This is a genomic window from Glutamicibacter sp. B1 (assembly GCF_039602135.1).
GTDB lineage: Bacteria > Actinomycetota > Actinomycetes > Actinomycetales > Micrococcaceae > Glutamicibacter > Glutamicibacter ectropisis.
On record NZ_CP125942.1, the window covers coordinates 2,525,452 to 2,537,348 of the forward strand.

10 protein-coding genes, 1 tRNA gene and 1 riboswitch are annotated in these 11,897 nt (G+C 55.4%); of the genes, 5 read left to right on the forward strand and 6 right to left on the reverse strand.

The features are described from left to right. The first annotated feature begins 71 nt into the window (after positions 1–71). Positions 72–181, forward strand: a riboswitch (TPP riboswitch). Then, the gene (gene thiC / locus QMQ05_RS11875; protein WP_345470265.1) at positions 177–1,919 is read left to right on the forward strand and encodes a phosphomethylpyrimidine synthase ThiC; all 1,743 of its coding nucleotides are present in this window, start codon (positions 177–179) and stop codon (positions 1,917–1,919) included. (Overlaps the previous riboswitch by 5 nt.) Positions 1,920–2,032: 113 nt before the next feature. On the opposite strand, the gene QMQ05_RS11880 is transcribed toward thiC, so the two are convergent. Then, positions 2,033–3,934 (reverse strand): DEAD/DEAH box helicase, encoded by a 1,902-nt coding sequence (locus tag QMQ05_RS11880; RefSeq protein ID WP_345474731.1) that lies wholly within the window; start codon positions 3,932–3,934, stop codon positions 2,033–2,035. Positions 3,935–4,238: 304 nt separating this feature from the next. Between QMQ05_RS11880 and QMQ05_RS11885 the strand changes: the two genes are divergently transcribed. Beyond that, a complete protein-coding gene (locus tag QMQ05_RS11885) occupies positions 4,239–4,658 on the forward strand; it encodes a hypothetical protein (RefSeq protein ID WP_345470266.1) in 420 nt (139 codons plus the stop codon). Positions 4,659–4,742: 84 nt separating this feature from the next. Here QMQ05_RS11885 and QMQ05_RS11890 read toward each other — a convergent pair whose 3' ends face one another. Further along, on the reverse strand, positions 4,743–5,900 hold the full coding sequence (locus QMQ05_RS11890; protein WP_345470267.1) for a cystathionine gamma-synthase: 1,158 nt from the start codon (positions 5,898–5,900) through the stop codon (positions 4,743–4,745). Between the two features lie 25 nt (positions 5,901–5,925). Beyond that, on the reverse strand, positions 5,926–7,290 hold the full coding sequence (locus tag QMQ05_RS11895) for a cystathionine beta-synthase (RefSeq protein ID WP_345470268.1): 1,365 nt from the start codon (positions 7,288–7,290) through the stop codon (positions 5,926–5,928). A gap of 138 nt (positions 7,291–7,428) precedes the next feature. Here QMQ05_RS11895 and QMQ05_RS11900 point away from each other — a divergent pair, with 138 nt between their 5' ends. After that, the gene (locus QMQ05_RS11900; RefSeq protein ID WP_345470270.1) at positions 7,429–8,391 is read left to right on the forward strand and encodes a DNA-3-methyladenine glycosylase family protein; all 963 of its coding nucleotides are present in this window, start codon (positions 7,429–7,431) and stop codon (positions 8,389–8,391) included. Positions 8,392–8,413: 22 nt separating this feature from the next. Here QMQ05_RS11900 and trxA read toward each other — a convergent pair whose 3' ends face one another. Both trxA and QMQ05_RS11910 read right to left on the reverse strand, forming a co-directional pair. After that, the gene (gene trxA, locus QMQ05_RS11905; protein WP_058254943.1) at positions 8,414–8,788 is read right to left on the reverse strand and encodes a thioredoxin; all 375 of its coding nucleotides are present in this window, start codon (positions 8,786–8,788) and stop codon (positions 8,414–8,416) included. Between the two features lie 136 nt (positions 8,789–8,924). Beyond that, positions 8,925–9,006 (reverse strand) — tRNA-Tyr (locus QMQ05_RS11910). A 181-nt stretch (positions 9,007–9,187) separates the two neighbouring features. On the opposite strand from QMQ05_RS11910, the gene QMQ05_RS11915 reads away from it, so the two are divergent. Continuing rightward, a complete protein-coding gene (locus tag QMQ05_RS11915) occupies positions 9,188–9,676 on the forward strand; it encodes a YajQ family cyclic di-GMP-binding protein (protein ID WP_345470271.1) in 489 nt (162 codons plus the stop codon). Positions 9,677–9,802: 126 nt separating this feature from the next. On the opposite strand, the gene htpX is transcribed toward QMQ05_RS11915, so the two are convergent. Continuing rightward, complete coding sequence (gene htpX / locus QMQ05_RS11920; protein ID WP_334122673.1) at positions 9,803–10,681, reverse strand: zinc metalloprotease HtpX; 879 nt, start codon at positions 10,679–10,681, stop codon at positions 9,803–9,805. A gap of 257 nt (positions 10,682–10,938) precedes the next feature. Between htpX and rarD the strand changes: the two genes are divergently transcribed. Beyond that, the gene (gene rarD, locus QMQ05_RS11925) at positions 10,939–11,877 is read left to right on the forward strand and encodes an EamA family transporter RarD (protein ID WP_345470273.1); all 939 of its coding nucleotides are present in this window, start codon (positions 10,939–10,941) and stop codon (positions 11,875–11,877) included. Positions 11,878–11,897: the final 20 nt, after the last annotated feature.

Here is an 11,897-nt window from a genome sequence, read left to right on the forward strand (position 1 = left end):
ACTCTTCGCAGAGCGTTCGTCATTTTGGGACGGGCGTTTGACTCAGGCAGAAATTTTCATGCTAGTGTCGTCTGCGACCACACGGGAGCCCCTTGGCAGGGGCTGAGATCGGACTGCAGCCGTCCGCGACCGTTGAACCTGTCCGGATAATGCCGGCGAAGGAAGTGAGTTTCTTAATGGAACAATTTGAACAGCATTCTGCCCACTCTCTCGCGTTCCGCGAATCCGAGGGTATTTCAGTTCCGGTCACGCAAATTTCTCTTGCGGACTCCCCCAACGGCCAGCCCAACGAACCGGTGCAGGTATATCGCACCAGTGGGCCGGGCAGCGAACCAACACAGGGGCTGAGACCTTTTCGAGAATCTTGGATTCTTGACCGAGGCGATGTTGAAACCTATGCGGGGCGCGAACGAAACCTGCATGACGACGGTCGCTCAGCGGTCCGTCGCGGTACCGCAAGCGAGGAATGGGCTGGAAGAGCCGCTCCCCCGTTCCGGGCCGCTAATGGGGCTACGGTGACTCAAATGCACTACGCACGTGCTGGCATCATCACGCCCGAAATGCGTTACGTTGCACTGCGCGAAGAATGCGATGTGGAACTGGTGCGTAGCGAACTCGCTGCCGGAAGAGCGATTATTCCTTCGAATATCAATCATCCGGAGTCCGAGCCAATGATCATTGGCAAAGCGTTCTTGGTAAAGATCAACGCGAACATCGGTAACTCGGCGGTGACGAGCTCGATTGCCGAAGAAGTCTCCAAATTGCAGTGGGCCACCAAATGGGGCGCAGACACGGTCATGGATCTATCTACCGGAGATGACATCCACACCACTCGCGAATGGATTATCCGTAACTCTCCAGTGCCGATCGGCACCGTACCGATCTACCAGGCTCTGGAAAAAGTCGATGGTGAAGCAAACGCACTGACCTGGGAGATTTTCCGCGACACCGTCATCGAGCAGTGCGAACAGGGCGTGGACTATATGACCATCCATGCCGGGGTGCTCTTGCGTTATGTCCCGCTGACCGCCAACCGAGTTACCGGCATCGTTTCGCGCGGTGGATCGATTATGGCCGGATGGTGCTTAGCTCACCATCAAGAGAATTTTCTCTACACGCACTTTGATGAACTGTGTGAAATTTTTGCCCAGTACGATGTCGCTTTCTCCTTAGGCGACGGACTACGCCCAGGATCTATCGCGGATGCCAATGATGCGGCGCAATTCGCTGAGCTAGATACCCTTGCTGAATTGACGAAGCGTGCGTGGAAGTACGACGTGCAGGTCATGGTCGAAGGACCTGGGCACATTCCTTTCCACTTGGTCCGAGAGAATGTAGAGCGTCAGCAGGAGCTGTGTGACGGGGCGCCGTTCTATACGCTGGGTCCCCTAGTCACCGACGTTGCTCCGGGCTATGACCACATCACCAGCGCCATTGGAGCCACAGAGATCGCTCGGTATGGCACGGCCATGCTGTGTTATGTCACTCCTAAAGAACATCTTGGATTGCCCAACCGCGACGATGTCAAAACCGGTGTGATCACCTACAAGATCGCGGCTCATGCGGCAGATCTAGCCAAGGGCCACCCCGGGGCTAGTGCCCGTGATGATGCTCTGAGCAAAGCACGTTTCGAGTTCCGCTGGAATGATCAATTCTCATTGAGTCTGGATCCTGTGACTGCGCAGGAATTCCATGACGAGACGTTGCCTGCAGAACCAGCCAAAACGGCACACTTCTGCTCCATGTGTGGTCCTAAGTTCTGCTCAATGCGCATCTCGCAAGACATTCGTGATGAGTATGGGTCAGCGGAAGCTCAGGCCGCTCTCGCAGGGATGGCACAGAAGAGCCGAGAGTTTATTGAAAGCGGCGGAAAAGTATATCTCGGAGACGAGATTCCGGTAGGCAGCACGGCCCCGTAGGAGCGTTAGGGCTCCACCAGCCCTAAGCGCAAACAACGCCCCTGGTTCAAGCTGAAAAGCTTGAGCCAGGGGCGTTGTGCTGCGCAAACTAGTTAGTTGCGTAAGCCATTGACTTAGTAGTCGCGACGGCCACCGCTGCGACCCGAATCGCTGAAGCGATCCTTGCCACCACGTCCACTGAAGCGCTTCTCGCCGCCACCACGACGGTCGTTGAAGCCACCACCGCGGCCACCACGGAAGCCTCCACGATCGCCACCGCGTCCACCACGGTAACCACCGCGGTCGCCATCGTCGTCACGACGTGGCTTGCGGCCGGAGTCCAGCTCCATGCTGATCAGTTCGCCGCCGATGCGGGTCTTGGACAGTGCACGCCACTGGTCCTTGCTCAGCTCTGCTGGCAATTCAACCAAGGTGTGATCCGAGCGGATTTCAATGCCACCGATTTCGGAGGAGTTGAAGCCACCTTCGTTAGCCAAAGCGCCAACGATCGAGCCTGGCTGTACGCGGTTACGACGGCCAATGGCCAGACGGTACATAGCGTTGCCTTCAGCAGCGGTCTTGCGAGCACGAGGACCGCGTTCGCCACGCTCGCCACGATCTGCACGGTCGCGATCCATGCGAGCCTTCTTCGAAGGAGGGATCACTGGTTCGGTCATCAGCAGTGGGCGTCCACCCTGAGCCATCAAGGCAAGAGCAGCAGCAATTTCCAGCTGGTCCAGGTCTTCGTGGTCAGCTGCAAACTTCTCGACGATTTCGCGGAAGGTAGTCAGGTCCTGACCGCTGATGGTCTGATCGATGCGATCGGTGAACTTCTGGATACGACGGTTGTTGACCGAATCCAAGGAAGGAAGCTGCATCTGGGTCACCGGCTGGCGGGTTGCCTTTTCGATGGCACGCAGCAAGTACTTTTCGCGTGGGGTCATGAACAAGATCGCGTCACCCGAACGACCTGCACGGCCGGTACGGCCGATACGGTGCACGTAGGACTCGGTGTCATGTGGGATATCGAAGTTAATAACGTGGCTGATACGCTCCACGTCCAAACCACGGGCTGCCACGTCAGTAGCAACCAAGATATCGATCTTGCCCGAACGCAGGTTCTCAACGGTGCGTTCACGCTGCTGCTGTGGGATGTCACCGTTGATGGCAGCGGCGGTAAAGCCACGAGCCTTCAGCTTGTCAGCCAAGTCTTCGGTAGCCATCTTGGTACGTACGAAGGTGATCACGCCGTCGAATTCTTCGGATTCGAGGATGCGAGTCATAGCGTCCAGCTTGTGGGCACCCATCACCTGCAGGTAACGCTGGGTGATGTTGGTGCCGGTGGACTGCTTGGACTTAACAGCAACTTCCTGCGGATCACGCAGGTATTCCGAGGCAATGCGACGGATGGTGCGTGGCATGGTGGCCGAGAACAGGGCAACCTGCTTCTCTTCTGGGGTTGCTTCCAAGATCTTGTCGACCTCTTCTGCGAAGCCCATGCGCAGCATTTCGTCGGCCTCGTCGAGGACAACGTACTGCAGGTTGGACAGGTCCAAAGAACCCTTGTTGATGTGGTCGATAACGCGACCTGGGGTACCAACAACAACTTGAGCACCGCGGCGCAGACCGTTGAGCTGTGGGCCGTAAGGGGAACCACCGTAGACCGGAAGAACGGTGAAGTCCGGCAGGTACTTAGCGTAGGAAGTGAAAGCCTCAGCTACCTGGAGTGCCAACTCGCGAGTTGGAGCAAGGACCAGGATCTGTGGGGTGCGGGCTGGACCATTGGTGTCAGCCAGCTCTGCCATGCGGGAGAGGGCAGGAAGTGCGAAAGCAGCGGTTTTACCGGTACCGGTCTGAGCCAGACCAACCACGTCGCGGCCTTCGAGAAGCATTGGGATGGTAGCTGCCTGAATTGGCGATGGCTTTTCGTAGCCCAGGTCAGCTAGAGCAGCAAGCACACGGGCATCCAGACCAAGTTCGCTGAAAAGAACCGTTGGTTCTTCTGGGTTCTGGTTGTCGTTAGTGTTTACGGGCATGTCAGAAGACACGAAGAATTACCTCATTCGTTGGGGAAGGGCCTTGGCCGTCCCCAAAGAAACGACGTATAGGCTGCACAGTCAGATACAAGTCACGCTCACCCAGCGCTCCCCTATGACATAAGAAACCGCACACACTTTGCGGAAATACAACACGAGAAGGCTCCGGCCTCAAAAATTGGGCTGGATGCAAGGGATACCCTGATGTTCGCGAACACTTAACACTAACGTGTAACCCCTGTAATTGTCAGTGCTCAGGCCGTGTGAGATCGGGCACCGCGACAGAGCACGTAGTGTTAATGATGTGAAAAAACCTCTTTTGGCGCGACGCCCCGATGAGACGGTTCCCGGTGGACTGCTCATTGCCCAGTTCCTTTGGCTCCTAGCCGGAGTGCTATTTCTCGGCTTTGGAGGTTTCCTCATTTATGAGCACAGTGGCGACGCATCACTAAACTTTGGCGCTATCGCTTTGGCACTGCTTTTTGCGGTGGCTGGCTGCGCCTGCGCGGTGCTCGGTTACCGCCTGTTCATTGGTGAACGCTCGGCCCGCACCAACCTCACCTGGCTCGGTGTGATCATGGCTCTACCGTTGCTGCTGCGTTTTGGGCGTTACTCCTTGCTGGCAGCCATCGTCATGTTCAGCGTGGTCCTCATGTGGACACCGAGCAGCAATCGCTACTTCAAAGTGGTCTCGCCCAAGCCGGCAAAAACCCGTCGCCGATAACACTGGCGGAGATTTCGCAAAGAAACAAAGGACGTGGGGAGCAGTTCATATGAACTGCTCCCCACGTCCTTTTAGTTCAACCCCTTAGAGGTTGGCGAAGGCCTTATCCAGGTCTTCGATCAGATCTGCAGGATCTTCGATGCCTACCGAGAGGCGCAACAGGTTCACTGGAACTGCCAGCTCGGTACCCTTCACCGATGCGTGGGTCATTTCCGATGGGTAGTTCATCAAGGATTCAATACCGCCCAAAGATTCAGCCAGGGTGAACAGCTTGGTGCTTTCAGCGATCTTGCGGGCCGCTGCTTCACCGCCCTTGAACTGCACCGAGACCATACCGCCAAAACCGCTCATCTGGTTCTTAGCGATGTCGTGGCCTGGGTGATCTTCGAAACCTGGGTACAGCACACGCTCAACCTCGCTGCGTTCACGCAGCCACTGAGCCACCTGCGCAGCGTTTTCCGAGTGAGCCCGCATGCGTACGCCCAGGGTCTTCAGACCACGAGTGGTCAAGAAGGCATCCATCGGGCCGGAAACCGCACCCACAGCAAACTGGATGAAACCGATCTTCTCAGCCAGAGCCTCGTCCTTGACGATCACGGCGCCGCCAACCACATCCGAGTGTCCACCGATGTACTTGGTGGTTGAATGCACCACGATGTCTGCACCCAAGGTCAGGGGCTGCTGCAGGAATGGGCTAGCGAAGGTGTTATCAACTACCAGCAGGGCTCCGGCCGCGTGAGCGATCTGAGCAACCTTAGCAATGTCGGTAATGGTCATCATTGGGTTCGACGGAGTCTCCACCCAAACCAGCTTGGCCTTGTTTTTCTCAATGGCGGCAGCCAAAGCGGCTTCATCAGCCATGTTCACCGGAGTATTGCCGATGCCCCAGTCCCCGAGCACGCGATCAATCAGGCGGAAGGTTCCACCGTAGGCGTCGTTTCCTAGGACAATGTGGTCCCCCGGACGCAGGATGGCACGGATCAGGGAGTCTTCGGCGGCAAGGCCCGAGCCGAAAGAGAATGCGTGAGTGCCGAATTCGGCACCGGCCAGCTGAGCCTGCAAGGCATCACGGGTTGGGTTGCCACCGCGTCCGTACTCGTAGCCGCTACGCAGGTTGCCAATGCCGTCCTGCGCGTAGGTCGATGAGAAGTGCAATGGTGGCACCACAGCACCGGTGCGTGGCTCAAATTCCTGTCCAGCGTGGACAAATCGAGTGTTAGATCCCTGAGCGTTTTCAGTCATCAAAATCAGTCCTTAATTGAATTCTTTAGCGAGTTGAGTAGGCCAGCAAATCAGCTGCGGTGGCGGCGGCAATAACTTCGCCGGCCTTGGTCACCAATACCGCAGGATGAGACTTAAGCAATTCTTGAGCATTATCAAGGGTGTCAGCCACACCAATCAGGGGCATGGGCAGGCTCCCGAGTTCTTTGATCGTGGTGGTTGGCTCGGCGCCGGAGAGCAATGCGTCAGTCAAAGTGTTAGCACCAATAACACCGCGTACCTCACCGATACGTGCCGGAAGGGTGACCGCTGAAACAACCAGCGCATCGGCACCCTGCTCACGCAATGCCTTCGCTGCCTGAAGCAGGGTGGCATCTTCGCTGATGGTTTCCGGGCCCTGTTTGGACAAGGCTGAACCAATGAAGTCCAAGGCGGAGTAGTCATCGGTGGTGAAGCCCTGCTGCAGCATCCAGCTATCGTTGAAGATCTTTGCAAGGTATCCGCGTCCACCATCTGGTGCAATGACTACTACTACGTCATCTTCGCTCAGATCACGCGCTGCACGCAGGGCCGCGACCACTGCCATGCCCGAGGATCCGCCAAGTAGTAGGCCTTCCTCGTTGGCCAGGCGACGGGTCATCTCGAAGGCTTCAGCATCGGTGACGGCCTCAACCTGGTCAGGCACCGATGGATCGTAGTTGCCTGGCCACATATCTTCGCCGACGCCCTCAACAAAGTATGGGCGTCCGGTACCACCTGAGTAGACCGAACCATCTGGGTCGGCAGCAATGATTTTCACTGGTCCTGAAGCGCGGTCAGCAGAAATTTGCTTAAGGTAACGGCCCGTGCCCGTGATGGTTCCACCGGTACCGGCGCTAATCACTGCGTGGGTGATCTTGCCGTCGGTGTCGTTCCAGATTTCTGGTCCGGTGGTTTCAAAGTGGCTGTCTGGTGCGCCAGGGTTGGAGAACTGATCAGGCTTGTAGGCACCATCAATTTCGGTGACTAGTCGGTCGGAGACCCCGTAGTAGGACTCCGGAGAATCAGGTGCGACGGCTGTCGGTGTGACAACAACCTTCGCACCGTATGCACGAAGCACGTCTCGTTTTTCTTCGCCGACTTTATCCGGGGTGACAAAAATCGTCTTGTAGCCTTTGAGCTGACCGACCATGGCCAAACCAACACCGGTGTTACCGCTGGTTGGTTCCACGATGGTTCCCCCAGGCTTGAGCTGACCGCTTTCTTCAGCGCGCTCAATCATCTTCAACGCAATGCGGTCTTTGATGGAACCACCGGGGTTCAGGTATTCAAGTTTGAGCAGTACCGTGGCTTTGACCCCATCGGTAACGCGGTTGAGCTTCACCAGCGGGGTATTGCCGATCAGATCTAAAACTGTGGACGCATACTTCATGTCAAGAACTTTACCGGCGTACGTCATACATGTCGTTCTGGAACGTAGCGAAACGTCATGCAGTGGACGTGATCTTTTCAACGATGATAAAGGCTCACCGCTACGTTCATGTCGGGGCCGAGCTATAGGATGCGAAATATGCAGAAATCTTGGAGCGCCAGCTACCGCCCGCAACGACCAGTGTCACTGATGAAGTCATTGGGGATCTTGCGACGCGGCCTAGGCGATCCAACGATCCGGCTTACAGCCACCGAAGCCTGGTTCGCTTTCACTACAGTGGACGGGCCGGCAACCTTGCACATTTTGAAACAGCAGAGCGACGGAGCAATACAACTAGAGGCGTGGGGTTTGGGCGGACAATGGGCCCTTGATCACGCACCTAATTTGTTGGGAGCCGACGATGACTGGACGGAGTTCGACGAGAAGTTACGCGCCGGAGTATTTCCAGAAATCATCGTGCGTGCCCGTTCCGAAAATCCAGATCTCGTTTTTCCAAAAACGGGGAGGATCTTTGAACACGCTCTGGGCGCCATTTTGGAACAACGGGTCACTGGCATTGAAGCGAACTATGCATGGCGTTGGCTGATCCGGCACCATGGACAACCTGCCCCGGGACCGGCGCCAGAGGGATTGAGAATTTTTCCTACGGCGCATCAGCTTGCTCAATTGCGCCGCTGGGATTGGCAGGCTGCCCGCGTTGAAGGACAGCGCGCTGAAACTATCAGAAGATTTGTCCAGGTCGCCGGTGCCCTCAACTGGTGGGCGGACAAGGACTTGGATCAGGTAAAACCGGCAGCGATGGCGCCGGGAACCCTTGAAGCGGCGATGGGCTCTATCCCTGGGATTGGTCCGTGGACTATTGCCGAAACGCTACAGCGTTCTCATGGCTCAACGGACCACATTTCAGTGGGTGATTTCCATTTGGCGGATTTTGTCGGCCAAGTACTGACGGGGCGTCGAATTACCGATCATCAGATGTTGGAGCTCATGGCTCCTTTTGCCCCGCACCGGCAGCGGGTGATCCGACTTTTGGGACTTTCGGGAGAAAAGAAACAGAGCTTCGGGCCCCGCTACGCTCCGCTGGATCATCGGCAGAGGTAGGGCCCGAAGCCCACAAGTGATCTTAGGAGTTTGCCTGTGCGGCTTCCTCAGCGATCTGCTTGTGTACTTCACTCATATCAATACCCTTGACTGCGGTGACCAAGTCTTCGAGCTGTGACTGGTTCAAGGCACCAGCCTGCGAAAAAACAAGAACCTGTTCACGGAATGCCATGATGGTAGGAATCGAGGTAACGTTGGCTGCACGTGCCAAGCCCTGCTCGGCTTCGGTATCTACCTTGGCAAAAACAACATCGGTGAACTTGTCCGAAGTCTGATCATAAACCGGAGCAAACTGCTTGCACGGTCCACACCAATCAGCCCAGAAGTCCACGAGGACGATGTCATTGTCTTCAATCAACTTCGCGAAGTCGTCTTCGCTCACATTTCTAGTTGCCATGCCTATACGGTAGCCGAATTTCAGATGAAATACGTAGAAAGGTGATCTTCATTGGCAGTGGGAATAGATCCGAATCACAATGAAACTACTTCCGAGATGCAAAAAACTCCCGGATCAAAGATCCGGGAGTTATTTGTGGCAGATACTGGATTCGAACCAGTGAAGGCATAGCCAGCTGATTTACAGTCAGCCCCCTTTGGCCACTCGGGTAATCTGCCGAGTTTGCTCTTTCAAGAACATTTGTTCTTGTCGGAACGAGAAATAACTCTACAGGAGATTTACAGTGAAGTGAAATCGAGGAGGCTCTTTTTGCTGTAAGCCTGATCACAGCCCGATTTTAGGGCTTAAAACCGGTAGGCTATGTAGCGAATCAGAACCGTTACAGCTAGGAGTATTCACATGGCTAGTGATTCCACATTCGACGTTGTCAGCAAAGTTGATAGCCAGGAAGTCGCGAACGCGATGAACCAGTCTCAGAAGGAAATCGCCCAGCGTTACGATTTCAAGGGCGTCGGCGCTGAGATCGATTTCAGCGGTGAAAAAATCTTGATGAAGGCGAACTCGGAAGAACGCGTCAACGCTGTTCTGGACGTCTTCCAGTCCAAGCTAATCAAGCGTGGCGTTTCACTGAAGTCCTTGGACGCTGGCGAGCCATTTGCTTCCGGCAAGGAATACCGCATTGAGGCGAGCATCAAGGAAGGCATCGCACAGGATGTCGCAAAGAAGATCAACAAGTTGATCCGCGACGAAGCTCCCAAGGGCGTTAAGTCCACCATTCAGGGCGACGAACTACGCGTCTCTTCCAAGTCCCGCGATGACCTGCAGGCCACGATGGCTCTGCTGCGTGACTTCGAAGAAGCAGATCTCCAGTTTGTGAACTTCCGCTAGAAGTAAGATCGGCATCTTTTATGCCAATAACAGTCGAGGCGGCTTTCCCAGTGATGGGAAAGCCGCCTCGACTGTCTTTTAGGTGTCCACACCTCGATTTCTACGAAGTGCGGACGCCTTATTGGCTTAGTATCCGCGTCCGCCAGCCATAGCTTCCAGTCGGGCGATTCGCTGGTCCATTGGCGGGTGGGTGGAGAACATCTGCTTCAGTCGCGAACCGAATGGGTTGGCGATCATCAGGTGCGAGCTGTTGACCAGCTTCTGGTCGTTCGAAGCCAAAGGTGCCTGCGAAATTCCCGATTCTAGTTTGCGCAGTGCACTAGCCAGGGCCAAAGGATCGTTAGTCAGCTTGGCGCCATCTTCATCAGCATCGTATTCACGGGTACGGCTTACAGCCATCTGGATAACGGAGGCCGCAAAAGGTGCCAACAACGACAAGGCGATCAGCGCGATGGGGTTCACGTTGCGGTTGTCGTTGTTTCCACCGCCGCCGAAGAACATCAAGAACTGGGCAATGGACGTGATGACACCGGCAATGGCCGCGGCTACCGATGAGGTCAGGATGTCACGGTTATATACGTGCATCAGTTCATGGCCCAGTACCCCACGTAATTCGCGTTCATTCAGCAGCTGCAAAATACCTTCGGTACAGCACACTGCAGAGTTCTGGGGGTTACGTCCGGTAGCAAAGGCATTGGGTGAGGACGTTGGAGAAATGTACAGGCGTGGCATCGGTTGCTGAGCGTTCATCGACAGCTCACGCACAATGCGGTACATCATGGGATTCTCGGCTTCACTCACCGGGTAGGCATGCATGGAACGCAACGCGAGTTTGTCACTGTTCCAGTAACCGTATGCGGTGGTTCCTAGACCAATCAGTGCGAAAACCCAGATGAACATTGACCGGCCGGTTCCGGCAGAAAGTAGCGAACCGATAGCCAAGAGCAAGGCGAACATACCGCCGAGCAACAATGCTGTTTTCAGTCCGTTGTTATGTCCATGCACCTGAACGCACTCCCCTAAATGACAATGACCACGATGGTGATTCCTAGTCTAGTCAACGTATGGAAGTCACCGTGGGTTCCGACTTTCTAAAGTTCAAATTCTCACTGTGATGTAAGGAACTGAACGCATCGTGAACTTTAAGCTCAGCGGGGAATAATGCGCTGACTGCGACGTTGTAGCTATTAGTTGCAAAGTGCAATTTTTGCACCCATGGACCATCTTTTCGAATCATTTTAGCTCGAAAGCGTACATTCTGAATGTCATCAAGCACCGCCACACCCGTCCGCTCTGAACACAGCTATGGTCTCATCCAAGGCACCTCGGCCTACCTCATTTGGGGTTTGCTGCCAGCCTATTTCCTGTTGCTTCCGAAGATCTCTGCCGTTGAGTTCGTTGCCGTACGCGTTCTTTTCTCTCTGATCTTCTGTTTCATCTTGCTTGCTGCCACCTCACAGATCCGCGCGTTTGCAGCGATGTTCCGTGATACCAAAACCATGGGACAGTTGGCGTTGGCAAGCATCCTGATCGCCGGCAACTGGGTCTTGTACGCGTTAGCGGTGTTGACCGGGCACGTGCTTGAAGCCTCCCTGGGTTACTTCATTAATCCCATCGTTGCCATTTTGCTCGGTGTCATCGTGCTCAAGGAGAAACTGCGCCCGTTGCAGTGGGCCGCTGTCGCACTAGCTACTGTCGCAGTGATTGTGCTGACCGTGGGACTAGGACGAGTGCCATGGATTTCATTGGGCTTGGCCTTCTCCTTTGGGTTCTACGGACTGGTCAAGAATAAGGTCGGTTCAAAAGGCAGCGCCCTCGGTGCGTTGACCATTGAGACCCTTTGGTTGACTCCGCTGGCGATTATCTACCTCATTTGGCTCTCGCAGACCACCGGATCCACCCTATTCAATAGCAATTGGGCTGGCATCCTGTTGCTGGCTTCCAGTGGCATTATCACCGCTGTCCCACTCTTGCTCTTTGGCGGTGCGGCCCGTCGCCTGCCATTGAGCACCGTCGGTTCCTTACAGTTCATCGCTCCCCTGCTCCAGTTCATCCTTGGGATCCTAGTCTTTGGCGAGCACATGCCCTTTGAACGTTGGGTGGGCTTCATCTTGGTCTGGATCGCGGTGATCTTTGTCCTGATTGACATGCTTCGCGCTCCCAGGGCAGGACGTATTCCGGAGCCGAAAAAAGTTGGTTAGTGACCTCGAAGAGGTCAGGC